The organism is Haloarcula quadrata, assembly GCF_003634715.1.
Lineage (GTDB): Archaea > Halobacteriota > Halobacteria > Halobacteriales > Haloarculaceae > Haloarcula > Haloarcula marismortui.
Genome location: NZ_RBWW01000001.1, coordinates 46655 through 70258, shown reverse-complemented (window position 1 = coordinate 70258; position 23604 = coordinate 46655). Strand labels below are relative to the sequence as shown.

The 23604-nt window shown below is 64.2% G+C and carries 31 protein-coding genes; 20 read left to right on the top strand and 11 right to left on the bottom strand.

All coding sequences use genetic code 11. The features are described 5' to 3' along the window. Positions 1 to 135 precede the first annotated feature (135 nt). The 3 genes from BDK61_RS00430 (at position 136) to BDK61_RS00420 (ending at position 3049) form a co-directional block, all read left to right on the top strand. Positions 136 to 1422 carry an O-acetylhomoserine aminocarboxypropyltransferase/cysteine synthase family protein gene (locus BDK61_RS00430; RefSeq protein ID WP_004964783.1) on the top strand — a complete coding sequence of 429 codons (1287 nt, stop codon included), beginning with the start codon at positions 136 to 138 and terminating at the stop codon, positions 1420 to 1422. Then, positions 1419 to 2627 carry a homoserine O-acetyltransferase MetX gene (metX, locus tag BDK61_RS00425; protein ID WP_007189657.1) on the top strand — a complete coding sequence of 403 codons (1209 nt, stop codon included), beginning with the start codon at positions 1419 to 1421 and terminating at the stop codon, positions 2625 to 2627. Before BDK61_RS00430 ends, metX begins: the two co-directional genes overlap by 4 nt. Positions 2628 to 2746: 119 nt before the next feature. Beyond that, a complete protein-coding gene (locus BDK61_RS00420; RefSeq protein ID WP_004964778.1) occupies positions 2747 to 3049 on the top strand; it encodes a DUF7130 family rubredoxin-like protein in 303 nt (100 codons plus the stop codon). Between the two features lie 47 nt (positions 3050 to 3096). On the opposite strand, the gene BDK61_RS00415 is transcribed toward BDK61_RS00420, so the two are convergent. Beyond that, positions 3097 to 3654, bottom strand: coding sequence for a hypothetical protein (locus tag BDK61_RS00415; protein WP_121302000.1), 558 nt, complete (start codon positions 3652 to 3654; stop codon positions 3097 to 3099). Between the two features lie 89 nt (positions 3655 to 3743). Here BDK61_RS00415 and BDK61_RS00410 point away from each other — a divergent pair, with 89 nt between their 5' ends. The 3 genes from BDK61_RS00410 to BDK61_RS00400 all read left to right on the top strand — a co-directional run bounded on the left by BDK61_RS00410 (position 3744) and on the right by BDK61_RS00400 (position 6703). Then, the gene (locus BDK61_RS00410; RefSeq protein ID WP_011224598.1) at positions 3744 to 4628 is read left to right on the top strand and encodes a ketopantoate reductase family protein; all 885 of its coding nucleotides are present in this window, start codon (positions 3744 to 3746) and stop codon (positions 4626 to 4628) included. Positions 4629 to 4770: 142 nt separating this feature from the next. Beyond that, the gene (gene dgoD / locus BDK61_RS00405; protein ID WP_121301999.1) at positions 4771 to 5946 is read left to right on the top strand and encodes a galactonate dehydratase; all 1176 of its coding nucleotides are present in this window, start codon (positions 4771 to 4773) and stop codon (positions 5944 to 5946) included. A gap of 97 nt (positions 5947 to 6043) precedes the next feature. After that, positions 6044 to 6703 carry a DUF502 domain-containing protein gene (locus BDK61_RS00400; protein ID WP_007189652.1) on the top strand — a complete coding sequence of 220 codons (660 nt, stop codon included), beginning with the start codon at positions 6044 to 6046 and terminating at the stop codon, positions 6701 to 6703. A 20-nt stretch (positions 6704 to 6723) separates the two neighbouring features. Here the strand turns inward: BDK61_RS00400 and BDK61_RS00395 are convergent, their stop codons facing one another. Continuing rightward, positions 6724 to 7656, bottom strand: coding sequence for a branched-chain amino acid transaminase (locus BDK61_RS00395; RefSeq protein ID WP_004964767.1), 933 nt, complete (start codon positions 7654 to 7656; stop codon positions 6724 to 6726). A gap of 214 nt (positions 7657 to 7870) precedes the next feature. On the opposite strand from BDK61_RS00395, the gene BDK61_RS00390 reads away from it, so the two are divergent. Next, on the top strand, positions 7871 to 8101 hold the full coding sequence (locus BDK61_RS00390; RefSeq protein ID WP_008311264.1) for a hypothetical protein: 231 nt from the start codon (positions 7871 to 7873) through the stop codon (positions 8099 to 8101). Positions 8102 to 8237: 136 nt separating this feature from the next. Here the strand turns inward: BDK61_RS00390 and ribB are convergent, their stop codons facing one another. The 4 genes from ribB to BDK61_RS23180 all read right to left on the bottom strand — a co-directional run bounded on the left by ribB (position 8238) and on the right by BDK61_RS23180 (position 10985). Continuing rightward, positions 8238 to 8912: a 3,4-dihydroxy-2-butanone-4-phosphate synthase gene (ribB, locus tag BDK61_RS00385; RefSeq protein ID WP_121301998.1), complete on the bottom strand. Its 675-nt coding sequence runs from the start codon at positions 8910 to 8912 to the stop codon at positions 8238 to 8240. Further along, positions 8899 to 9597: a DUF120 domain-containing protein gene (locus tag BDK61_RS00380; protein ID WP_004964760.1), complete on the bottom strand. Its 699-nt coding sequence runs from the start codon at positions 9595 to 9597 to the stop codon at positions 8899 to 8901. The genes ribB and BDK61_RS00380 overlap by 14 nt, the downstream gene beginning before the upstream one ends. Before the next feature lie 190 nt (positions 9598 to 9787). Continuing rightward, entirely contained in the window at positions 9788 to 10768 is a 981-nt protein-coding gene (gene twy1 / locus BDK61_RS00375) for a 4-demethylwyosine synthase TYW1 (RefSeq protein WP_004964756.1), read from the bottom strand. Positions 10769 to 10847: 79 nt separating this feature from the next. After that, a complete protein-coding gene (locus BDK61_RS23180) occupies positions 10848 to 10985 on the bottom strand; it encodes a hypothetical protein (RefSeq protein ID WP_004964745.1) in 138 nt (45 codons plus the stop codon). A gap of 143 nt (positions 10986 to 11128) precedes the next feature. On the opposite strand from BDK61_RS23180, the gene BDK61_RS00370 reads away from it, so the two are divergent. Next, positions 11129 to 11296 (top strand): FmdB family zinc ribbon protein, encoded by a 168-nt coding sequence (locus tag BDK61_RS00370; RefSeq protein WP_007189649.1) that lies wholly within the window; start codon positions 11129 to 11131, stop codon positions 11294 to 11296. Positions 11297 to 11323: 27 nt separating this feature from the next. On the opposite strand, the gene BDK61_RS00365 is transcribed toward BDK61_RS00370, so the two are convergent. Beyond that, the gene (locus tag BDK61_RS00365; protein WP_004964739.1) at positions 11324 to 11896 is read right to left on the bottom strand and encodes a peroxidase-related enzyme; all 573 of its coding nucleotides are present in this window, start codon (positions 11894 to 11896) and stop codon (positions 11324 to 11326) included. 147 nt (positions 11897 to 12043) lie between these two features. Between BDK61_RS00365 and BDK61_RS00360 the strand changes: the two genes are divergently transcribed. Further along, a complete protein-coding gene (locus tag BDK61_RS00360) occupies positions 12044 to 12517 on the top strand; it encodes a DUF6789 family protein (protein WP_011224606.1) in 474 nt (157 codons plus the stop codon). 16 nt (positions 12518 to 12533) lie between these two features. Here BDK61_RS00360 and BDK61_RS00355 read toward each other — a convergent pair whose 3' ends face one another. After that, positions 12534 to 13058, bottom strand: coding sequence for a helix-turn-helix domain-containing protein (locus BDK61_RS00355; protein ID WP_121301997.1), 525 nt, complete (start codon positions 13056 to 13058; stop codon positions 12534 to 12536). Positions 13059 to 13203: 145 nt separating this feature from the next. Here BDK61_RS00355 and BDK61_RS00350 point away from each other — a divergent pair, with 145 nt between their 5' ends. The 6 genes from BDK61_RS00350 (at position 13204) to BDK61_RS00325 (ending at position 17354) form a co-directional block, all read left to right on the top strand. Beyond that, positions 13204 to 13578 (top strand): NifU family protein, encoded by a 375-nt coding sequence (locus tag BDK61_RS00350; RefSeq protein WP_004964731.1) that lies wholly within the window; start codon positions 13204 to 13206, stop codon positions 13576 to 13578. Between the two features lie 144 nt (positions 13579 to 13722). Beyond that, positions 13723 to 14268 (top strand): CDP-2,3-bis-(O-geranylgeranyl)-sn-glycerol synthase, encoded by a 546-nt coding sequence (locus BDK61_RS00345; RefSeq protein ID WP_004964727.1) that lies wholly within the window; start codon positions 13723 to 13725, stop codon positions 14266 to 14268. A 62-nt stretch (positions 14269 to 14330) separates the two neighbouring features. Beyond that, a complete protein-coding gene (locus BDK61_RS00340) occupies positions 14331 to 14603 on the top strand; it encodes a hypothetical protein (protein WP_004964725.1) in 273 nt (90 codons plus the stop codon). Between the two features lie 56 nt (positions 14604 to 14659). Continuing rightward, positions 14660 to 15814, top strand: coding sequence for a hydroxymethylbilane synthase (hemC, locus tag BDK61_RS00335; protein WP_004964722.1), 1155 nt, complete (start codon positions 14660 to 14662; stop codon positions 15812 to 15814). Continuing rightward, positions 15811 to 16572 (top strand): uroporphyrinogen-III C-methyltransferase, encoded by a 762-nt coding sequence (gene cobA, locus BDK61_RS00330; protein WP_121301996.1) that lies wholly within the window; start codon positions 15811 to 15813, stop codon positions 16570 to 16572. The genes hemC and cobA overlap by 4 nt, the downstream gene beginning before the upstream one ends. Then, positions 16572 to 17354, top strand: a complete 783-nt coding sequence (locus tag BDK61_RS00325) for a uroporphyrinogen-III synthase (protein ID WP_121301995.1) — start codon at positions 16572 to 16574, stop codon at positions 17352 to 17354. The genes cobA and BDK61_RS00325 overlap by 1 nt, the downstream gene beginning before the upstream one ends. Positions 17355 to 17385: 31 nt before the next feature. Here BDK61_RS00325 and BDK61_RS00320 read toward each other — a convergent pair whose 3' ends face one another. Next, entirely contained in the window at positions 17386 to 18111 is a 726-nt protein-coding gene (locus tag BDK61_RS00320) for a PspA/IM30 family protein (RefSeq protein ID WP_121301994.1), read from the bottom strand. Between the two features lie 216 nt (positions 18112 to 18327). On the opposite strand from BDK61_RS00320, the gene BDK61_RS00315 reads away from it, so the two are divergent. From BDK61_RS00315 to BDK61_RS00295, 5 genes are all read left to right on the top strand, one after another. Beyond that, positions 18328 to 18582, top strand: a complete 255-nt coding sequence (locus BDK61_RS00315) for a hypothetical protein (RefSeq protein WP_011224615.1) — start codon at positions 18328 to 18330, stop codon at positions 18580 to 18582. 1 nt (position 18583) lies between these two features. Then, positions 18584 to 19141 carry a hypothetical protein gene (locus BDK61_RS00310; RefSeq protein ID WP_167467348.1) on the top strand — a complete coding sequence of 186 codons (558 nt, stop codon included), beginning with the start codon at positions 18584 to 18586 and terminating at the stop codon, positions 19139 to 19141. Positions 19142 to 19216: 75 nt separating this feature from the next. Further along, positions 19217 to 20737 (top strand): single-stranded-DNA-specific exonuclease RecJ, encoded by a 1521-nt coding sequence (locus BDK61_RS00305; RefSeq protein WP_121301993.1) that lies wholly within the window; start codon positions 19217 to 19219, stop codon positions 20735 to 20737. A 91-nt stretch (positions 20738 to 20828) separates the two neighbouring features. Beyond that, positions 20829 to 21062: a hypothetical protein gene (locus tag BDK61_RS00300; RefSeq protein ID WP_004964704.1), complete on the top strand. Its 234-nt coding sequence runs from the start codon at positions 20829 to 20831 to the stop codon at positions 21060 to 21062. A gap of 42 nt (positions 21063 to 21104) precedes the next feature. Then, positions 21105 to 21422: a DUF5783 family protein gene (locus BDK61_RS00295; protein ID WP_004964702.1), complete on the top strand. Its 318-nt coding sequence runs from the start codon at positions 21105 to 21107 to the stop codon at positions 21420 to 21422. A 78-nt stretch (positions 21423 to 21500) separates the two neighbouring features. Here the strand turns inward: BDK61_RS00295 and BDK61_RS00290 are convergent, their stop codons facing one another. Continuing rightward, entirely contained in the window at positions 21501 to 22574 is a 1074-nt protein-coding gene (locus tag BDK61_RS00290) for a DUF4350 domain-containing protein (protein ID WP_121301992.1), read from the bottom strand. Between the two features lies 1 nt (position 22575). Next, positions 22576 to 23502 carry a S49 family peptidase gene (locus BDK61_RS00285; RefSeq protein WP_121301991.1) on the bottom strand — a complete coding sequence of 309 codons (927 nt, stop codon included), beginning with the start codon at positions 23500 to 23502 and terminating at the stop codon, positions 22576 to 22578. Positions 23503 to 23604 lie beyond the last annotated feature (102 nt).

The following is a 23604-nucleotide window of genomic DNA, read 5'->3' as shown; positions in this document are numbered from 1 at the left end:
GTAGACAGCCACCGACAAATACCCTCTCCCTCGGTTTCGCTGGCGGGCGGCCCGATTCCATGACACCCATTCACAATAAGAGAGAATTGCCGTAACTATGAGTTATAGATAGCTAGAGATATATGCATACTGCACATGACTGACGACTACGGATTCGGGACGCGCTGTGTCCACGCCGGCCAGGAGGAGCCGGACCCGGCCACAGGGGCACGCGCGCCGCCCATCTATCAGACCTCGTCGTACGTCTTTGAGGACGCCGACACCGCGGCCGACCGGTACGCCCTGAATGACGACGGCAACGTCTACTCGCGGTTCGACAATCCCACCGTCCGGATGCTCGAAAACCGCATCGCCTCCCTCGAAAACGCCGTCGACGCCGTCGCGACGGGGTCGGGGATGGCCGCGCTCGACGCCGGGACGTTCGTCCTCGCGGCCAACGGCGACAACATCGTAACGGCCTCCTCTATCTATGGTGGCACCCACTCGTATTACTCCAACACCGCCAGCCGCCGGGGCATCGAGACACGATTCGTCGACACGCTCGACCCGGACGCCTACGCTGAGGCCATTGACGAGGACACGGCCTACGTCCACTTCGAGACTATCGGCAACCCGTCGCTGGTCGTCCCACCGATGGAAGAAATCGCCGAGGTAGCCCACGACCACGGTGTGCCCGTCTTCGTCGACAACACGTTTGGGACGCCGGCTCTGTGCAACCCGCTTGACCACGGCGTGGACCTCCTCTGGGAGTCGACGACGAAGTGGATCCACGGCTCCGGGACGACCGTCGGCGGTGTCCTCGTCGACGGCGGCTCGTTCCCCTGGGACGAGTACCCCGAGAAGTTCCCGGAACTGGGTGGCGAGAACGAGGCCTTCGGGAAGAACTTCTCCGAAGCCTTTGGCGACCGAGCCTTCTCTGTCGCCGCCCGCCAGCGCGCGCTCCGGTCGCTCGGCGACGGCCAGAAGCCGTTCGACGCCTGGGCGACCCTCCAAGGCGCGGAAACCCTCTCTCTGCGGATGGAACGCCACTGCGAGAATGCGATGGCTGTCGCCCGGCACCTCGAAGACCACCCCGAAGTCGCCTGGGTCACCTATCCCGGGCTGGAGAGCCACGAGACCCACGACCTGGCACAGCAGTACCTCTCCGGTGGGTTCGGCGGCATCGTCACGTTCGGGCTGGAAGCCGGCTACGATGCCGGTCGACGGTTCTGCGAGGAGACGGACCTCGCCCAGTTCCTTGCGAACATCGGCGATGCCAAGACGCTGGTCATCCACCCGGCTTCGACTACCCACGCCCAGCTCAGCGAGGCGGAACAGCGTGCCAGCGGCGTCACGCCGGACCTCCTCCGGTTCAGCGTCGGTATTGAGGACCCAGAAGACATCATCGCAGATATCGACGAGGCCATCGAACGAGTCACATGAACGTCGAACACAACACTGTCTCGCTCGGCGAGTTCGAGTTCGACTGCGGGGAAACGATTCCGGATCTGGAAATCACCTACGAAGCCTACGGGGAGTTTGACGGCGACAACGCGGTGCTGGTCTGTCACGCGCTGACCGGCAGCGCCCACGTCGCCGGCCGCGACCGAGTCGACAGCGCCGATCAGGCCCGCGCCTGGTGGGACGATATCGTTGGGCCGGGCAAAGCCATCGACACCACGGAGTACTACGTCGTCTGTGCGAACGTGCCGGGCTCCTGCTATGGGTCAACAGGGCCGAAAAGCGAGAACCCCGAGACGGGTGAGCCCTACGGCACCGACTTCCCGCCGGTCACCGTCACAGACTGGACTGAAGCCCAGCGCGCGCTGCTTGACGAACTCGGGATTCCCCACCTCCACGCCGTCGTCGGCGGCAGCGTCGGCGGCATGAACGTCATCGAGTGGGCCAAACGCCACCCGGACCACGTCGACCGCATCGTTCCCATCGCCGCGGCCGCGCGACTGGACACGCAGTGTCTCTCGCTCGACGCCATCGCCCGCCGGGCCATCACGACCGACCCGAACTGGAAGCAGGGCCACTACTACGGCGAGGACGACGAGCCGCCAAGCGACGGCCTCGCGCTGGCCCGCCAACTGGGCCACGTGATGTACCTCTCGAAGGCGTCGATGGAGCGCCGCTTCGGCCGCCGCGCCGCCGGTCGGGACGCCGTCCGCACGTTCCCCACCGACGCCGCGGGCGCGTTCTTCCCGTACCGCGACGTGGAGTCGTATCTCGACTACAACGCCGAGAAGTTCACCGAGCGCTTCGACGCCAACAGCTACCTCTACCTGACGCGGGCGATGGACAACTACGACCTCGCCGCCGGGTTCGAGTCCGATGCGGACGCGCTGGCGGCCTTCGACGGCGACGCGCTGGTGATGTCCTTTACCGCCGACTGGCACTTCACCACCCAGCAGGCGGAGGCGCTAGCCGACTCGCTCCGGGCGGCCGACGCGAACGTCGCCCACCACGTCATCGACTCCGACCACGGCCACGACGCGTTCCTCGTCGAACCAGACAACGTTGGGCCGCCGCTCGCGGACTTCCTTGACGCGGGCGTCGACGGTAACGCCGTCACCGACTCCGTTGTCGAGGATAGTCAGGAGAGCAATTTCGCACCCGTCCACAACAGCCTGTTCTCGCAGTAGCGACGCGGGCGTATCATCCGGTGACCGGTGGGTTCGCTCTCCTTCGGTTCGGCTCGTCGATCATGCAATTCCTGATTTGCGGTAGCATTTAACACATTTCGGACCGACTAGCTCTATGTATGGCTGACATGACCACGAACATCGAAAGCGAGGAGTATTCGTTCGGACAGACAGTGTACGACGAGGACGGGGACGCACTCGGGACCATCCGCGGGTTCGACGAACACGGCTTCTACGTCACGGTCGAGGACGGCATTGAGTCCATGTCGAGCGAGCATCTCAGCGCCGGGGCCGCGGGCGAGGCCGAACTGATGTGGCGCTGCTGGGAATGCGGTGAGATGGGCAAGATCGAGGATATTCCCGACGAATGTCCGTCCTGCAACGCGCCCAAGGAGGACATCTACTACTGGCAGGAGGACTGAACGGATCGGTGGTCGTCTGGAAGCACCGACTGCATATGTGGCGGTGATTACGTCGCTTCGAACCGCTCGGCGACGGCCGGCCCGACTGCCTCCTGCACTGTCTCGGCGGCCGACGGCGGGAGCGAGAACCGCAGCGTCGTCCAGTCCCGTTCGAGAATCGCGCGTCCGTCGTCGTCGTAGATGGCCACGTACACCAGTGTCCCCCCGTAGACTTGTGCCAGCGCATCGAACGTTTCTGCCGTGACCGGCACTGTTCCAGTCGTGTGGGTGTCGGTAGCCGAAACAGTGGTGTGGCCCGCAATCGTCTCGACAGCGAACCGTTCCGCACCGGGGTTGTCCCGTCGCCCCAACCCGAGATGGACGAATGCTTCTGCCGGTGTTCGTGGTGACGCGTCCAGCACGGCCGCGAGCAGGTCCAGCCCGACCGGTTCGTCCGGGTCGGATAGCTCGAACCGCTGTGTGGTCTCGTCCTGTGGCCAGGTCGGACCCGGTTCGACGCCGCCACCGATGCCCTCCCACGCCGTGACGATTGTTTCGGTCAGCCGGTCGATACCGATCTCGTCGATGGCCCGAACTACCGCCTCGGCGTCGTCGGAGTCGCTCATGGCCGCTCGTTCGTCGCTCGCGGTCAAGTGCGTGCTGATTCCGGCACGCCGGTGATGGGTTTTTGTCCGGGCCGTCCCTGCCCGTCGGTATGGATATCGTCGTCGTCGGGGCCGGGAGCCTCGGCAGCCTCGTCGGTGGCCTGCTCGCTCGTGAACACGACGTGACGCTTGTCGGTCGCGAGCCACACGTGAGTCAGGTCACTGAGCGTGGCCTTTCGGTCGTCGGAGCCGAGGAGTTTCGGGTCCACCCGAACGCACAGACGGCGATGCCGGAACGTGCCGACCTCGCGCTGGTGACGGTCAAGGCCTACGACACCGCTACCGTTGCAGCGGACCTTGCCGACTGTACGCTTGATGCCTGTCTTTCGCTACAGAACGGGATGGGCAACGAATCGCAGTTAGCCGCTGTACTCGATTGTTCGGTGCTGGCGGGGACATGCTCCTATGGGGCACGCCTTCGAGAACCGGGCACTGTGGCGTTCACCGGCCGCGGCGAGGTCGTACTGGGAGAGCGCAACGGCGGTCAGTCTGCGGTCGCTGACAGCGTCGGGGCTGCCTTCCGCGCGGCCGGTATCGAGACGACCGTCGCAGCGGACATGCCGACCCGCCTCTGGGAGAAACTCGCGGTCAACGCCGGCATCAACGCCGTGACGGCGCTCGCCCGCGTGGAGAACGGCGCGCTAGCCGACTCGCCGGCCGACGCCATCGCCGCGGACGCGGCCCGCGAGACGGCCGCTGTCGCCCGGGAGCAGGGCATCGACCTCCCCGACGAGCGTGCGGTGTCGCTCGTCGAGCGTGTGGTCGACGACACCGCCGCCAACCATTCGTCGATGTATCAGGATATCTCGGCCGGTCAGCAAACCGAAATAGATGCCATCAACGGCTATGTCGCCGAGACTGCGACCGAGCGGGTCCCGGTCAACGAGACGCTTGCCGGGCTCGTCCGTACGTGGGAGCGACACCGCGAGCGGTAGGTTCTGGAATCACACAACGACTATATACACGTCTCCTATGTGTGTCTCACATGACTCCACAGACCGACGGAGCGCGGCTCGACGCGCCGCGTAGTGCTCCCAGCGGGACTGCTTCGTGTACTACAGCGAGGGGACCACTGGCATGACAGCGGACGACGCGGCCGGGAACCGCATCGTCGACTACGAACTGTTCGAGGTCCCGCCGCGCTGGCTCTTCCTTCGGCTAGAGACGGCCGATGGAACCGTCGGCTGGGGCGAACCCGTCGTCGAGGGTCGAGCACACACCGTGCGTGCGGCCGTCGAGGAACTGCTCGACAGCTATCTCATCGGAGAGAACCCGGAGAACATCCAGGACCACTGGCAGGCGATGTACCGCGGCGGCTTCTACCGCGGCGGCCCGGTCCTGATGTCCGCCATCGCCGGCATCGACCAGGCGCTGTGGGATATCAAAGGGAAGCAACTCGGTGCGCCGGTCCACCAGCTTCTGGGCGGCCAGGCCCGGGACCGGATTCGGGTGTACCAGTGGATCGGCGGCGACGAGCCCTCCGACGTAGCCAGCGCCGCTCAGGAGCAGGTCGACGCCGGGTTCACGGCGCTGAAGATGAACGCAACGCCCGAAATCGAGCGCGTCGACAACCCGGCCACGGTCGAGGCCGCCGCGACGCGACTCCGGGAGGTCAGGGAGGCCGTCGGTCCCGAGGTCGACATCGGCGTCGACTTCCACGGTCGCGTCACGAAGCCGATGGGCAAGCGGCTCGCGTCCGCGCTGGAGCCCTATGAGCCGATGTTCATCGAGGAACCGGTGTTGCCCGAACACAACGACGCGCTGCCGGCGCTTGCGGCCCACACCGAGATTCCGATTGCGACCGGCGAACGGATGTACTCGCGCTGGGAGTACAAGGAGGTGTTCGAGGACGGGGCTGTCGACGTGATTCAGCCAGACCTCTCCCACGCTGGCGGCATCACCGAGGTGTACAAGATCGCGGCCATGGCCGAGGCCTACGACGTGGCGATGGCCCCCCACTGCCCGCTCGGCCCGGTCGCCTTGGCGTCGTGTGTTCAGGTCGACGCCTGCTCGCCCAACGCACTCATTCAGGAACAGAGCATCGACATCCACTACAACGAGACCACCGACGTGCTGGACTACCTCGCCGACCCGTCCGTGTTCGACTACGAGGACGGGTTCGTCACCGTGCCCACCGACCCCGGCCTCGGAATCGAGATTGACGAGGCGTTCCTCCGGGAGCAGTCCCAGCAAGAGGTCGACTGGCACAACCCCGTCTGGCGACACGACGACGGCAGCGTCGCCGAGTGGTAGTCTGGTGGGATTCTCCCCTTTCCCTCGGCAGCGACTGTGTCAGTGATGGGACACAGCAAAGGAAAGGGCTCATATCCCGCGCCCGATACGTATCTGTATGGCCTCCTCAACGTCGTGGAAGCGCGATTTCGCGAGCGGCCTCATCATCCTGTTGCCCCTTCTGGTGACGATTTACGTTATCCTCTATCTCTACTCAATCCTTGCGTCGGCGGCGGTTATCCCAGCGATTGACGGCGAACTGCTAGCGGCGCTCGGACTTCCCTCGGGTACCTCGTCTGTTGAACTTGCCCGGGTGTTTACGACGCTGATTATCTTCATCCTCATCGTGTTCTCCATCGGCTATCTGATGCGGACAGCCTTCGGCGATATCGTCGAACGCGCAATCGACGACGCGATGAACCACGTGCCGGGCCTCCGGGTGGTGTACAACGCCTCGAAGATGGCGGTCGAAACGGCTGTCGGGGGAACCGAAGACCTTCAGGCGCCGGTGAAACTCGAAGTGTGGGACGGGATGCGGATGACGGCGTTCAAAACGGGACAGACCACCGACGACGGCCGTGAGGTACTCTTCCTGCCGACGGCGCCGAACATCACGACCGGCTACGTCGTCGAGGTCGAACCGCACCGCTACGAGGAAATCGATGAACGCGTCGAAGAAGCGCTGACGCGCATCCTTAGCGCCGGATTCGGCGACACGGACCGTAGTAACGCGACGCCGATTCCGGTCGCCGACGAGGACGACCTCGCGGACGACTAATAGCGCCGCTCAGTGCGCTCTCAGACGTAGTGGAACCACTCTTCGCGGTCGCCGCTCTCGATCACGTCGAAGAAGGCCGACTGAAGCTCGTCAGTGACTGGCCCCTTCGTCCCCTCACCGATCTCGTTGTCGTCGACGCTCCGAATGGGCGTGACCTCAGCCGCGGTGCCGGTGAAGAACAGTTCGTCGGCGGTGTACAGCTCACCGCGAGAGATAGTCGCTTCCTCGTGGACGGTGTAGCCCATCTCTTCGGCGAGCGTGATCGCGGTGTTGCGGGTGATGCCTTCGAGGATGCTCTCGGCCAGCCCGGGCGTGTAGATTTCGCCGTCTCGGACCATGAAGATGTTCTCGCCGGGGCCTTCGGCGACGTTCCCCTCCTTGTTCAGGACGATGGCCTCGGTGTAGCCGTTCCGGCGGGCCTCCTCGCCGGCGAGCATACTGTTGACGTACAGCCCCGTGGTCTTGATGTTGGTCGGAATCTGGCTGGAGGCGTGCTTGCGCCAGGACGACACCATCACATCGACGCCCTCTTCCAGCGCTTCCTCGCCCAGATACGCGCCCCACGGCCACGCTGCGATAGTGGTCTTCGTCGGGCAGTCTTTCGGGCTCACGCCGAGCGAGTCGAAGCCGTAGTAGACGATGGGGCGGATGTAACACGACTCGAACCCTTCCGTCTCGATGAGTTCCGTCGTCGCCTCGGTGAGTTCGTCTTTGCTGAACTCGATGTCGAGGTCGTAGGGTTTCGCGGACTTGTACAAGCGGTCCAGATGTTCCTCCCAGCGGAAGATGGCCGGTCCTTGTTCAGTGTCGTAACAGCGAACGCCCTCGAAAACGCCGGTCCCGTAGTGCAGCGCGTGTGTGAGAACGTGCGTCTGTGCGTCTTCGAAGTCGACGAACTCGCCATCCATCCAGATCCGGTCGGTCCCCTCGAACATCTCCGGGCGGTCGCTCATCGCACGACCCCTCCGGTGAGCTGACAGTCGCGGTGCCCGCGGGTGGTGCCTCCTGCTGTCTCGTCGTGTGTCATATCTACCCCATTGATTCCCGTGGTTAAGAGTGTTGACGATACCCCCGCGGGTCAGGGTCGCGTTGTCTCGTACGGCCAGTACGGAGCACTGCCCCGGCGAGCACAAACGCTTTAGTGGAATCTGGCCGTCCGCACCGCACATGTCCTCCCTGAAGCGGTCGCTCCACCGCAGCGTCGCTGTCCTGTTGCTTCCGCTGGGCCTGCTCCTGATTCAGGCCGAGGTCATCACGCGAAATCTCTCCGGTGTCGTCGAATCACCGGTGCCCGGGCTCTCTCGGGCCGTGGGTATCGCTTTGTTCACTGGAGCGACGCTGTACCTCGTCGCCAGCGGTCTCAGACAACTTGCAGCGGCGGCGGATACTCCCTTCTGACTCGCAAACCGGTCCAGTCCCGTGATTGCTGGAAATAAACACTGGCTGTCTTCTTCCCACACTGTCGGACGTTGCTCTCTCAATAATTCTGCGGCACGGAGTGGCGACTACTCTGTCTCAGCTACAGCCACCAGTATCAGTCGAATCGCTCTAGCAGGCTGGCACCTTCGACGTACACGAGGCCCTCGCGGTCGGCGTAGGCCCGTGCCGCTGCCGGGGGGAGCGCTGCACCCGTCTCGTCGTCCAGCATCTCACAGACGACGGCGGCTTCGGGCTGGTCGGCTGCGGCCGCGAGCGCGAGCGCGAGTTCGGTGTGGCCTTCGCGGTCAGCGAGGCCGTCCGGGGCCGCCCGGAGAAGGTGAACGTGGCCCGGTGACCGGAAGGCATCGCTGAACGCGTCCGGGTCCGGGTCCGCCGCGACGGCGGCCAGTTCCTGAATCGTCAGCGAGCGGTCGTCGTCGGTGATGCCGGTAAAGGTATCGCGGTGATTCACCGTCAGCGAGAACGAGGAGCGCTCGTCGTAGGCGAGGTCGTGGTCGGCCGCCGTCGGGTGGCTGAGGACCTCCTGCATGAAGGGGAGCTCTAGCGCCTCGGCAACGCGGTCCGAGAGCGCGACGCAGACGAGGCCCCCGGCGTCGTTGCGCATCCGGGCGACGGCGTCGGGGCTGACGGCCCCGGCCGGGTAGACGAGGTCGGTCTCACCTTCGCGGTCGGCGGCGTCGTGGATCAGCACCGGCTCGCCGCGGGCGAAGGCGGCGACGGCGTCGGCCACGCTGTCGGCGTCAACGGCGGTTTCCTCACTCCGAGACATGCACGATCACCTCGTCACCGTCGGCCAGTTCCAGCACCTCGCGGAGCTTCTCGGGCGCGATTACTTCGAGTTGCTCCTCGCCGTGATGGGTCCGCTCGGGGGCGATGACGTGGGCCGGCTCGTACTCGCCATCGCTCCCTTCTATCGAGGCGGGGTAGCAGTACGCGGGACCGTACGTCCGCTCGTCGTCCTCCCAGCCCTCGATGGTGACGGGCTCGATGGCGCTCATCCGCGCTCGCTTGCGAACACTCTCGGCCGTGAGTTCGAGATTGAGAGTGCCTGCAAAAGGCTCGTACCCAAGCCGTTCGATGAACTGTTCCATGTAGCCCGGGAGCGTGATGTAGTGGCGACCCTCGCCCATTCCCGAGGTGACGACGCCGGTCAGGTCGACGCTGGCGTCGGATTCGAAGATCCGTCGGTAGTCAGCGTATTCGGACTGGAGGCGGCGCTCACCGTCGCCAGTCAGCTCCACCTCCTGCCCGTCACTGACGATATCCCGGGCCAGCAGCCCGGCGTCTTCGAGCCGCTGGAGCCGCCGCGAGGCGGTCTGGTTCGAGGCGTCCAGCCGTTCGGCGAGATCGGCACAGGACACTTTCGTCGACTCATCGAGCGCACCGTCGAGGGCGAGCAGTTTCAGCGTCGCCAGCTCGTCCCGACCGACGCCCTGTCCCGTTGATTCAGCCATGCGCCGCAGTAGGGATTCCCGCCGGATAAGCATACCGAAGGTGGAATGCATTCCACTTTTGGAACGGAGAGAAACTGAGACAGGGTTGGTCCTGAAAGCGCGTTTTACCGTTTGTGCTGGATACAATTTAACTCGCTGCCTAACACGTTCAGCCACATCACACTGCTGTGATGGGTTCCGGCCCGTCGCCTCAATACTCCACGAGCGCGTCCCGCTCCCAGAATTCGCTCGACTTCTCCAGTTTCGGGACCCACGTGTTCTCATCCTCGGCGAGCATCGTCACGCGGGAGTCTTCGACCTCCTTCAGCACGTCGTGGTCGGGGAGGTACTCGCCCATCTCTCGTGTGAACTCCCGGACCTCGCTGTGGTCGGGCATCGAGTCGCGGTCGAGGCGGCCCCGCGAGTGGCCGACGTGCATATACGCCTTCATCTCGACGAAGTCCGCGTCAGCCCGGTCACACATCGCCGCGTACCACTCGGGATGGTGCATGTTGTGGCCCTTGACCAGCGTCGTCCGTATGACGGTGCGGGTGTCGTCTTTCTCGGCCAGCACGTCCAGCGTGTCGATGAGCGAGTCCCAGGCGTCGTCCTCCATCGCCTGCACCGTCGAGTCGAACGTCTGTCGGTCTGCGGCGTCGACGGAGACGTACAACTGGGTCGGGTCACACCGCTCCAGCATCTCTGTGTTGGTCCCGTTAGAGACGAGGAACGTGGTGATGTCCCGGTCGTGGAACTCCTCGATGAGTTCCGGCAGGTGCGGGTAGAGGGTGGGCTCGCCGTCCAGCGAGATGGCGACGTGGCGGGGCTCCATCGCCTGGTCGAACACCTCGCGGGGGACTTCGTCGTTGCCGCCGAAGCCCGACAACAACTTCCGCTGGAGTTCCACGGAGGCGTCGGCGACCGCCGCGGGGTCGTCCCACTCCACGTCGCCGAGTTCGTAGGCGTGGCCGGCGTGGTCCCGCCAGCAGAACACGCACCGCTCGTTGCATTTCACGACCGGCGTCATCTGGATGCAGCGGTGGGACTCGATGCCGTAGAAGATGTACTTGTAACACTTCCCTTCGCCGCGAAGGGCGTTTTTCGTCCAGCCGCAGGTCTGGGCGGCCGTGTGGTTCTCGCTGTGGTAGGCCGGGTCCGAGACCTGCTTCGGACCGCCGTCGGCGTCACTCATTGGACACCGGTTCAACAGCCAGCGGCAAAAACTCCCGGATGTTGTGCGTCAGCAGCGATGCTTCGGGACTGTGTCGAACTTACGTCAGCTTGACGATAGGGTTGCTCATATGGTGACCGACAACATTGCCGTTCTCCATGATCCGGTCGTAGCCATCGTCGTCAACTTCGATCCGCGTTTCGCTGTCCTTCTGCATCAGATAGAGTGTTTTGTTCATACACCTGTGGATGACCCTGATAGGCAAGACCAGAACTACTAGGTGTATAGATACGCGCTGTGATGTATGCTATATGTATCAAACCACGCCGGAAATGTACTTCAGCCGGAAGATTTTGGGGGTTCGACGTTGAGTGTATTAGTATGGGTGTGCTTGACACGGTATCGGAGCTGTTTAGCTCCGGAGAACAACACTACAGGTTCCGCTGTGATGACTGCGGGACCGAGTTCGCACAGCGCGCGGCGACGGTCGAAGACCTGAGCTGTCCGGAGTGTGGCGCTGACACGGTGCGGCCGGCCGAGGCGACGTGAGAGCGGGCGGTCAGCACGCTGGCCGCATCAGCGGCCCAGATTGTAGAACTCGTCGTTCGGGCGGATGTCGGCGAGCTGTGCGAGGCGGTTCGAGAGGTTGAAGAAGGCCGCAACGCTGCCGATGTCCCAGATGGCGCGGCGGCTGTAGCCGTGTTCCTCCAGCCGTTCGAGGTCTTCGTCCTCGATACGGGCTGGCGATTCTGTCAGTTTGACGGCAAAATCAAGCATCGCCTTGTGCGTCTCGTTAATCTCGGCCGTCCGATGGTTCGCGGCGACCTGCTCGGCGAGCTTGGGCGCGTCAGCGTAGATACGCAGGAGCGCGCCGTGGGCGACGATGCAGTAGAGGCAGTCGTTGACGCCGCTGACGGCGACGATAATCATCTCGACCTCTTCTCGTTCGAGCGCCGTCTCCTCGACTAAGGCGTCGTGGTACGCGAAGAACGCCCGGAAATGCGAGGGGCGATACGCCATCGCCGGGAAGATATTCGGCGTGAAGCCGGCGCGGTCGGTTTCCTCTGCGATACGCGCTTGCAGGTCCTCGGGGAGGTCGTCGATGTCCGGGGTATCGAACCGAGCCATCACTGTGTCGGAGTCTGCCATACCACCTGTCCGTCCGGCCCCGGCTTGAAACTTGGTTGCCTGCCTGCCCATGCCGGCGAGAGCCGGTGTATAGTTCTTGCGGGGACGTGCCACGAGGTCGAACAGCCACGCCGGCTCTTTTGCTAGACGGCATGACTGTTCGTATGCATGTCAACGACAACAGAAACGACACAGACGTACGATGTCAGTACCGGCAACTGGAAAGCCGGTGTTCTCGGCGGTATCGCCGGCAGCGCCGTCATGGGCGCATTGATTCTCGTGATGAACACAGCGACGCTCGCCGTCGCAATCCCGTCCTTGTACGGGCTCGCACCGCCGCCAAGCCCGGCGGCTGGGCTCGTCGTCCACCTCTCGCACGGGGCTGTGATGGGCGTAATGTTTGCCGGGCTAGCGAGGGTCCTCAGTCTGGAATCGTCCGGCAAACTGCTTGGACTCGGCGTCGGCTGGGGCGTCGCCACATGGGTGCTCTTCGCCGCGCTTTTGATGCCAGTCTGGCTCGGTGCGGTCGGCTCGCCGGCCTCGCCGCCGTTCCCGAACTTCGCGCCGCCGTCGCTGCTGTGGCACGTCGTCTACGGGGCTGTCCTCGCGGTCGTCTACGCTGTGACTGCCGACCGCATCTGAGGCGATTGGCTCATCGCTACTGCTCCTGAAACACGGTCCACTGCCGCTCGTCAGTTTCGGCATCGGCTATCGCCTCGACTTTCTCACGCTGCAAGTCATCCAACTGTGCGGTCGCCAGCCGAACCCACGACAGGAACTCCTCGCGGAGCCGCTCACGCACTACTTCCGGCGGCTGCGGCGTGTAGACGTACACGTGCCCACCCGCCGGCCTGATTCGGCGGCGCTTCTCGACGACGCCGAACGCCGCGAGATGGTTGAGATGGCGTGCGACGACGCTCCGGTCGTAGCCGATTTGCTCGGCCAGTGCTGCCACAGTCAACTCACCGCCTTCCATCACGCAGAGACAGATGTCCAGTTCGGTCCCGGACATATCGAAGACCGTCTTGAGCAGGGTTTCCAGTGACGGCTCGCTGACCGCCGTGTTTCCTGTCTCGGTCGCCGCCATCGGCTCGCCGCAGCACGTCGGCCGATTGTCGCCGATGCCGACGCCGCCACAGGTCACACACTCGAACAGCCGCGTTTCGTCAGCGGGGGGTGTCATACGACGGGCTACTCGCCCCGCTCGTAGAAGGTTCAGGTATGTTCAGGGTAACTACGGATAGGTGCCCGCGGGCCGCGGTTTCGCCCCCGTGATATAGATGTTAGTCCAAAGGTCTAAGCCCTCCCGGGACGGAATACAATTCACTATGAGCACTGAGACAGAGGACGCCAACGACCTGCGCGAGCGAATCACGAACTTCCTGCGCCGCAACTTCCCCCAGATCCAGATGCACGGCGGAAGCGCGGCCATCGAGGAAATCGACCGCGAGGAAGGCAGCGTCACGATCCGCCTCGGCGGCGCCTGTTCCGGCTGTGGCATCTCGCCGATGACCATTCAGGCCATCAAGACGCGTATGACCAAGGAGATCCCGGAGATCAACGAGGTCACCGCCCGAACTGGGATGGAACAGCAGGAAGGGATGTCCGGCGGCAGCGGCGGCATGAGTCCGTCCTTCCCCGGCGAGTCCCGCGGCGGCGACGTTGGCGGCGACGATGACGAAGGCCCCGAAGCGCCGTTCTGAGGCCAGTTCTCGATCTTTTTTTAGACTCGTGACCAGCAACGGGTGTCGGCGTGTCCGCGTAAGTCCCAGAGTCTGTGGCCACTCTCGCCAACCCCATCGCAGCGAGTCACACAGATTAAGACGACGGGGGCAGACGGCGGGGATATGGAGACGGTCGACACGGTTGTCTGGGCGCTGTGGGCGATGTTGCCGGCGTACATCCCGAACAACGCCGCGGTACTCGCTGGTGGCGGCAGACCGATAGACGGTGGCCGAACGTGGGGTGGGCGGCGAGTGCTGGGCGACGGTAAGACCTGGCGCGGGACGCTGATCGGCACCGCCGCCGGAACAGCGCTTGCGCTCGGACTCACGCAGGTCACGCCCAGTGTGAGTGCCGCACTGGGGACCGACCTCCCGACGTTTTCGCTCCGCGCGGGACTCGGACTCGCGTTCGGCGCGATGCTTGGAGATATCGGTGCGTCCTTCCTCAAACGCCGGACTGGCCGCGAGCGCGGGGCGGCGTTTCCCGGGCTGGACCAGTTGGATTTCGTCGTCGGAGCGTTGCTCTGTGCGTTCGTGGCCGCGCCGTCGTGGTTCACCGAGACGTTCACGCTCCCGGTGCTGGTCGTGGTCGTCGTCGCGACGCCGGTGCTACACATCGTGACCAACGGTATCGCCTACCTGCTCGGCCTGAAAAACGAGCCGTGGTAACGCGGCTGGGACTCGCAGACTGCACCACAGAACTACGTGTATCCTCTACAAAGCCGTACTCGATGGCCCTGGCCAGTTCCCTCCCGGTCGTTAGCCATGCCCCGCCGGTCATTCGACGCGCGACGGCTGCCGGCGTGCTCTGTACGGCGGTCTTTCTGCCAGCCATGTACGTGCTCCTGCACGCGTACGTCGTCCTCACAATCAGCGTCGGTCCCGTCAACATGCTCAACAGACTGACCGACTTTGCCCTCGTCGCCGGCGGCGTGACGGCATTTGTTGGGGGATTCGTTTCACAGTGCGTGCTCGGAACTGTGTTCGCTGAGATGACTGCGTAGCGACATCGAATCGGCGAAGAAGTGCGTTTTTACGCGCTGACCGAGGAGTGTCGGGTATGACAACACGCGGGGAGACACTGCAACTGGCGACGCGGGGCTCTGACCTCGCGTTGCGGCAGGCGGCGACGGTTCGGGATTCGCTGAGCAGTCGCCGACTGGCAGTCGAACTCGTCGAGGTGGAGACGACAGGCGACCAGATACGGGACGAACTCATTCATCGACTGGGGAAAACTGGCGCGTTCGTGCGCAGCCTTGACGAGAAGGTGCTTGACGGCGAACTCGACGCGGCGGTTCACTCGATGAAGGACATGCCGACCGAACGGCCCGAGCGCCTCGTTGTCGCGGCGGTCCCCGAGCGGGCCGCCGCCGAGGACGTGCTGGTGACGCCCGACGGCCGCTCGCTCGAAGAACTGCCCGAGGGCGCGACCGTCGGCACGTCGAGCCTGCGACGCAAGGCGCAGTTGCTCGCCGAACGCGACGACCTCACCGTGGAACCGCTTCGGGGCAACGTCGACACGCGTCTCGCGAAGCTGTTGGCCCCGTCGCTCCAGCAGGAACATCAGGAGCGCCACGAGGCCGAACAGGAGCGGAAGGGCAACGCTGGCGACCCCGACACTGACGAAGAAGAAGAACACCCCTACGACCGCACGGTCGAGGAGTGGTTCGACGACCTCACCGAATTCGAACGGCGGGCGATGGAGCGGGACCCGGATGTAGAATACGACGCCATCGTGCTGGCGAAGGCAGGCCTTCACCGGGCCGGTCTCACGCGCTACGTCGGGATGTCTGACCTTGACCCCGACCAGTTCGTGCCGGCTCCGGGACAGGGCGCACTAGCGGTGACCGCTGTCGACGGCGACCTCGCGCTGGACATCAAAGACCGGCTGGACGACCCCCAGACGCGTATCGAGACGACTGTCGAGCGGACAATTCTCGAAGAACTCGGCGGTGGCTGTGTCGCGCCGATCGGCGTCCACGCCCAGTTAGAGGGCGGCGTCATCCACACGCGAGTTCGCGTCCTCTCACAGGATGGCACCGAAGAAGTCTCGGTCGGCCGTGACATCCCGGCTGAGTACCACATTGATGCGGCACAGGACCTCGCAGCGGAACTCGCCGAACAGGGCGCTGACGACCTCATCGCCGAGGCCAAGCGGGACTCGACGGAGGCAGACGACGACGCTTCGACGGCGCGGGAGGAAGACGAGGAATGACGGACGCTGCACCCGGCAAGGTGTATCTGGTCGGCTCCGGTCCCGGCGACCCAGACCTGCTGACGGTCAAGGCAAAGCGCCTGCTGGAGGAGGCCGACGTGGTGTTGCACGACAAGCTCCCCGGCCCCGAAATCATCGGGATGATTCCCGAGGAGCAACGCGAAGACGTGGGCAAACGCGCCGGCGGCGAGTGGACGCCCCAGGAGTACACTAACGCCCGACTGGTCGAACTCGCCGAGGAGGGTAACACTGTTGTCCGACTGAAAGGCGGCGACTCGATGGTGTTTGGCCGCGGCGGCGAAGAACTGGCCCATCTCGCGGAGAACGGAATTCCCGTCGAGATCGTTCCGGGAATTACGAGCGCTATCGCCGGCCCCGAAGCCGCCGGGATTCCGGTCACGCACCGCGATTACACGTCTTCGGTCTCCTTTGTCACCGGCCACGAGGACCCGACGAAGGACGAATCGGCCGTCGACTGGGACGCGCTGGCCGCGACGGGCGGCACGCTCGTCGTCCTGATGGGCGTTGGCAAACTCCCGCAGTACACCGACGCCCTGCGTGAGGCGGGGATGGACCCCGATACGCCGGTCGCGCTCGTCGAACGCGCGACCTGGCCGGACCAGCAGGTCGCCACCGGGACGCTTGACACCATCGTCTCCGTTCGTGACGAGGCCGGCATCGAACCGCCTGCAATCACTGTCATTGGCGAGGTTGCCGGCGAGCGCGAGCGGGTGGTGGAGTTCCTGGAGGGGTACTGATGCGCGAGGAACCACGTCTGCGCGTAGCCGCTTTCCGGCCTGACGATGACCGCTTAGACGACGCAGTCGAACTCATCGAATCCCTCGGCGCTGACCCGGTTCCGGACCCGATGCTTGCGATCGAACCGGCGACGGCCGACGATGCCGAGGCCACCGGCGGGCAAGTCACGCCCCGTTCTGACGCCGACTACGTCGTCCTGACGAGCAAGACCGGCGTCGAACTCGCCGCCGAAGCCGGCTGGGACGCCGGCGAGGCGACGGTATGTGCTATTGGCGATTCGACCGCCGAGGCGCTCCACGAGGCCGGCTACGGCGTCGACATCATCCCCGCCGAGTACTCTTCGACGGGACTCGTCGAAACGCTGTCCGGAGCGGTGGCCGGCGCAAGGGTCGAAGTCGCCCGGTCGGACCACGGCTCCGCGGTGCTAACTGACGGACTGGAGGCCGCTGGTGCATACGTCCATGAAACCGTGCTGTACCGGCTGGTCCGTCCGGAAGGCTCGGGCGAGTCCGCGGAGCTGGCCGCAAGCGGGGACCTCGACGCGGCGCTGTTCACGTCATCGCTCACGGTCGAACACTTCCTCGATGCGGCTGCGGACCTCGGTCTCCGCGAGGCTGCCATCGACGGACTGAACGAGGCAACTGTCGGCGCAATCGGCCAGCCGACGCGAGAGACGGCCGAGGACGCCGGCATCTCGGTCGATGTCATTCCCGACCAGGCCGACTTCGAGGCGCTGGCCTGCGAGGCTGTCGAGGCGGCCGCTCCGACTCACCACGAGTAACGTTTCGGTTCGGTTTTGCCGTCTCCCCGAGCTACTCTGTGGCTTCTTCGACGGCTTTGCGGTTGTCCATCTCAGCCCGCAGCGTCGCCAGTTCGTTCTCGACGGCCCGCTCGCCCGAGAGGCGGTCGAGTTCCTGGTCGATTGAATCGCTCTCGTCGAGTACGGATTCAAGCTGGCCGCTGGCTTCGAGTTCCTCCAGTGCGGCCGCGCGTGCCTCCATCTGTTCCGTGCGTTCCGTGGCGCGTTCGATGGAGCGGTGTACGTCGGCCATCGTATCGCCAGCACCGGTAAACGCCTCCGAGACCCGTGCCGACGCTTCGGCGGCCTGATAGCGGGCTTTCATCGTCTCTTTTTTCGTCCGGAACTGCTCTATCTGGCTGCTCAGTTCGGCCCGCTTGCCGACCAGTCGGTCCTGTGTCTCCTGTAAATCGTCTATCTGACCCGTCAGCTCCGTTATCTGGCTGACGTTCACCTGCTTTTTTTCCAGTGCCCGGCGCGCGAGGTCGTCACGACCCTCCTGCAGGGCGGCCCGGGCCTGTGTGTCGTGTTTCTCGACGTTCGACCGCAACCGGGTTCGGTGTATCTCCAGCCGTTTCTTCTGAGTCGTCACGTCGGCGATACCGCGAGTCACGTCCTGCAGTTCGTCCCGCATCTGTTCGTAGGAGTAATCTAGCTCCGCCGCCGGGTCCGATGTCCGATTGAGCAGCGCGTTGAGTTTGGCGCGGATCGCGAACGCGAACCGCCGGAGGAGGCTCATCGGGACCGCTCCGTTAGGCAGATAACTCGATTCGGCTCCGACTGTGGCTTGGTCGTAACAGCATTCATGTCACAGAGTAGGACTGATGCGGTTATAATAACAGGGTTTCACTCGGTTTAGGACGAGTTTAATCGGCTAAAACGACTGAAATCAGTGACTATTCGACCTTACTGTCTGGCTACTTGATGGGGTGCCGGGAGCAACGAACACGTGACGATGACACGAACCCTACTGCGCACGGTCGGGACGCTGGCGCTCGCACTGACACTCCTCACTGGTGCGGCCGCGGCCGTACCGGCTGCCGACGGGGACGACACGACGAACGCCGTCGGCCCGCCCGGCGGCCTTCCGGATCAGGTCCCTGACTTCGTGACGGCGATCGTCGAAGCGGTTCAGGAGTTCCTCGCCAGCGGGAGCGACGCCAGCCCCGGACCGGCCATGAGTGACGTGGCAGGCGAGGTCGGTGGCTAACATGAACGGGAAGCTACTTGCTATGGGTGGCGTCATCGCGCTCTTGCTAGCGGGTGTCGGCGGGGCGTTCGTCGCCGGTATCGGCCCGTTTCAGGCGGAAAGCAGCGGCGAGGACATCTCGGAGTTCCCGACGGAAACAGCTGAAGCCACCGAGAGCGACACTACAACCACCGATACTGGCGATACCAGGGATTCTGACGGCGGCGCGGCAAGCACCCCGCCGTTCGCGTTCACCGTCGATTCCATCGAAGAGTGCGGGCAGACCTGTCGTGACGTGACCTCCACGCTGACTAATCAGCAGAACAGTACGGCGGATGACATCACCGTCTACACACGGATTTACGCCGGGAATTCCACTGGTGGCGACGTGGTCTGGGAGGGCTCCGAGGACGTCGGGACACTCGAAGCAGACGGATCCTACACCACGACCCGGCGCGTCGACCTGTCGTTCGGTGACGCCTACGCTATCGAACAGGCGGACGGCTGGATAACCATCCGGACAACTGTTGAGACAGCCGACCAGACTGTCACACTCAGCGACCAGCGGAAGGTCGCCTGACCGGGCAGGCCGCTCTACTACAAATGCCCGCGCGTCTGAACGTTTTTATGCCGGAGCGCACCTATCCCCGGTACGATGACTACGACCGGCCCCGTTCCAGCGCTCGCCGACCGCGCGGCCGCCTGCGCTGACCGACTCCGAGCGGCCGACCGCGTGTTGCTGGCCTCCCACATTGACGCCGACGGGCTGACCAGCGCCGCCATCGCCACCGCGGCGCTGTCACGGGCCGGCATCCCTGTCGAGACCGTCTTCAAGAAGCAACTCGACGCCGCCGAAATCGAGAGCATCGCAGCCCGCGAGTACGACACTGTCTTGTTCACCGACTTCGGCTCGGGCCAGCTAGACGTGATCTCCGAGCACGTCGCCGCGGGCGATTTCGAGGCAATCATCGCCGACCATCACCAGCCGTCAGACCCGGATGATTGCCACCCCGACGCGGTCGTCGCCACCGACGGCTACGCCGACTTCGAGACGCATCTCAATCCGCTGCTGGAAGGCATCAATGGCGCGTCGGAGCTTTCGGGTGCAGGCGCGGCGTACGTCCTCGCCCGCGCACTCTCGACTGGAGAAACGGACAACCGCGACCTCGCCGCGCTGGCGGTTGTCGGCGCAGTCGGGGACATGCAGGCCGTCGGCGGCGAACTCGTTGGAGCCAACGCTGGTCTCGTCGAAGAGGGGATTGCTGCCGATGTGCTGGAGAAGGGCACCGACCTCTCGCTGTACGGCAAACAGACCCGACCGCTGCCGAAACTGCTCGAATACGCCACTGAAGTCCCGATTCCGGGCATCTCGAACGACCAGGCCGGTGCGACGCGGTTCCTTGAAGGCCTCGGGCTGGAGTTGAAAGCCGACGGCGGCCGGTCGAGCGATGAGGGACCGGCTTCGGGAGGCGCGCGGAGCGCGTCTGCCGGCAACTGGCGCACTTGGGCGGACCTCTCCGATGACGAGCGCCAGACCGTCGCCAGTGGGCTGGTCCAGCGTGCTGTCGAGCGGGGCGTCCCGGCGGACAAGATAGAGACGCTCATCGGCACGACTTACACGCTGACTGCGGAACCGCGCGGGACGGAACTCCGGGACGCAAGCGAGTTCTCGACGCTTTTGAACGCCACCGCCCGCTACGAGCGAGCGGACGTGGGGCTGGCAGTGTGTCTCGGCGAGCGTGACGCGCCGCTTGAGCGGGCGCGGACGCTACTGTCGAACCACCGCCGGAACCTCTCGGAGGGCCTCACGCTGGTCAAGGAGCGCGGCGTCACGCCGGCGGGGACCGTCCAGTGGTTCGACGCCGGTGACGCCATCCGCGAGACTATCGTCGGCATCGTCGCCGGGATGGCGCTGGGGACCGATGGTGTCGATTCGGACAAGCCCATCATCGCGTTCGCTAGCACCGACGAAGACGAGACGAAGGTGTCCTCTCGGGCGACCGGCCCGCTGGTCGGCCGGGGCGTCGACCTGTCGGTCGTGATGCGCGACGCCGCTCAGTCCGTCGGCGGCGACGGCGGCGGGCACGACATCGCGGCGGGTGCGACTATCCCTGCCGGGGAGGAGTCGGCGTTCATCGAGGCGGCCGACGAGATTATCAGCGACCAACTGTCGTAGCGGAGACATCCCGCGCGACGGCGCAACGTCCGACTCCCACCGCCAGTATCAGCAATAAAAGCTATACGTCCGCTTCTCCGAACACCCCACGATGGACTCTCGGGGCCTGTTCGATATCGCACTTGTCGTCGTTGCTGGCCTGCTAGCCTACACTGAGACGTTCGGCTTTGCGAACCCGCGGACGACGCTACAGGAGATTCTCACAGCTATCGCCGGGCTGGATATCCGTGTCTTTCTCGTTCTGGGTGGCATCTTCGGCATCTGTTTCGTCGCGTACCTCACGATGTATCTCCCGCAGAAGGACGCACGCACGATACAACGCTGAACATCGGGCCATCTTTATCCCCAGCCCTGTACCGTTCTGGCAATGACAACGTTCGATCCCGAGAAGTTCGAGGACAAGTACGCGAACTACTTCCCAGAACTGCAGAAGGCCTACAAGAACGCCTTCGAGCGGATGAACGACACGTACGACTCCGAACTCGTCCACGCGATCGACCAGCAGATCCTCAACGAGTCAGAGCCGTTCTACGATGACGGCGAATTCAGTGTCGAACTCCCCGAGAACCCGACAGAGCGGCTCTCGGCGGTCATCGTCGACGACGAGAAACTCGACGCCGTGCTCTCGGAATACGTCGACGAGATCGAGCGCGAACTGCGCCGCGTGTTCGACATCGACGACTGACTGCACTCGCCGCGGTTCGGCAATTGCTTCGTTATTCCTGTTCTGCCGGTGTCCCCGACGAAAGCGGGCGGTGATGCCCTACTCGTCGGGCATCATCGTCTCATTCGGTTCGGGAGCCGGAGTCGAATCCGGTTCCGACGGCACCGTGCCGCCACCCATTCCCGTTCCGGGGAGCGACCCGCCAGGTCCGGACTCGCCGGACTCTGCGGTCTGTGGTGCGTCTGCGGGTGATTTCTCGCCTGTGACGAGGAAATCAAGCAGATTCCCGACCAGTTGCTCGTTGTCGGCTCGGTAGAGGAACTCCTGCGTGAACACGTTCGTGTCACCGACAGTGACGACGTTCCCCGAGCGGGCAACGACGCCGTACGTGTCCTGTCGCCGGGTCTTCGAGAGCGTTGTCTGTTCCGTCGTCGTGAGCGCGGTGTCACCGCCCTGAACGGGGATCGCGGCGTAGAAGACCGCTCGGTCGACGCCCGATGTGAGTTCCGTATCGCCCGTCGGCGTCGCGTAGACGTTCTGGTAGTTCGTGTCGTACTCGTGCATGTTGTACAGGTAGCCGTTCCCGTACGAGAGGCCGTACTGGCTCGCCAGTGGGGCCATCGGCTTGGTTACGCTATCCGACCGAATCGGGCCGAACAGTCCCAAGCCGGCGGGACTCGCCTGTGACGGCTCGTTCAGCAAGAGTACGCGACCGCCTGCGTCGCTAAACGCGGAGAGGCCGTTCAGTTCGCTCTCGGTGTAGCGCTGTTCTGCGCCGAGAACGACGAGGGCGTCAGCCGAACGGAGTGACTCGTTGAACGGGCTCCCGCTCTGTCGCTCACCGACGTGGTAGCGGACTGTCGCCCCGTTCTCGGTCAGGGTCGAGACAAGCGGCGTGAGCGCTTCGCGGTCGATATCGCCGGCGTGAGCAACGTCGATAACGACGACTTTCTCGGACGCGTCGGCCGACATCGAGAGGTCACCGCTCTCGTCCGCCGGAGTCGCAACGGATTCGCCGCTGTTGAACGACGGGGCATTCACCTGACTTACATCGGGGGCCGATTGCGCACCGCCACCAATCGCGACGGTGCCGACAATCACCGAGAGGACGAGTATCCCGATGAAAAATCCTGCTCGAATGACCGGACTCGAACGTGAGCTATCGGCTGCCATTTCAGGCACCTCCCTGTGCGGTGCTGTTGTAGACGACCTGTTGATTCTCCGGCGTGCCGTATATCATGAGGAAGTGGACTGTGTCGACGCCCTGGAACGTGTACGGTGCGCCTTTGGCGGCGACGGTAGCGTTCCCGCCGGCCTCACTCCCGCCAGTGAGGAAGAGCAGCCCTCGCGGGTCCGCGGGGTTGTGGTACACGACTTGATACTCCGAGATATCAGCGGCTCCGGCCGCGCCGGCTATCGCGGCTTCGAGTCCACCGACCTCATCCGCATAGCCGGTCTGGACCGCGCGACCGCCCTGATAGGCCGACGCTTCAGCGACCGTCTCGCGGGAGACATTGAGCCTGTCACCGCGTTCGGTCATGACTGCTCCGACGAAGGCTCGCTTCATCGATTCGAGGCTCGCGTAGTACTGGTCGCGCGTCATCCCTCGATGGGCCTTGTCGGGGCCAGTGGTGGCGGCGGGGCTCAGACCGTCGCTCGGCGCGGTTCCGATGACACCCACGTGGCCAACGAGACTGGCCGGCGTCACGTAGATGCGGTCGCTCGGGACCGCGGTGTAGTACGCGCCGGAGGCGGCGTACTGGTCGACGCTTGTGTACACCGGTTTCTCCGCCGAAAGCCGCTTGACGGCTAGATACATCGACTCACTGGAGGCGGCGCTTCCCCCGGGACTCGATATCCGGAGGACGACCGCTTCGACTGACTCGTTGCTGCGGAGTTCGCGGAGCTTCTGTACCGTGTCCTGCGAGCTAGAACTGGAAATCGTTTCGTCGATATTCACTACAGCGACGTACTGTTCGTCACCCTCGGCGACCGACGCCGCATACGGTACGACGGCGGCACCAATGAGAATGGCAATAACCGCAAGCACCGTATACGACTGGAGGGCAGTTGCGACCCGTCTATCGATTGGGTTGTTCATGCGACAACATTGATTCGCTGTCACGTTGGGCTAATAAAAGGATAGCCTGAATTGCTGGCTCAGAAGTCGCCGTCCCGGAACGACATGGGAAGTTTCCTTACT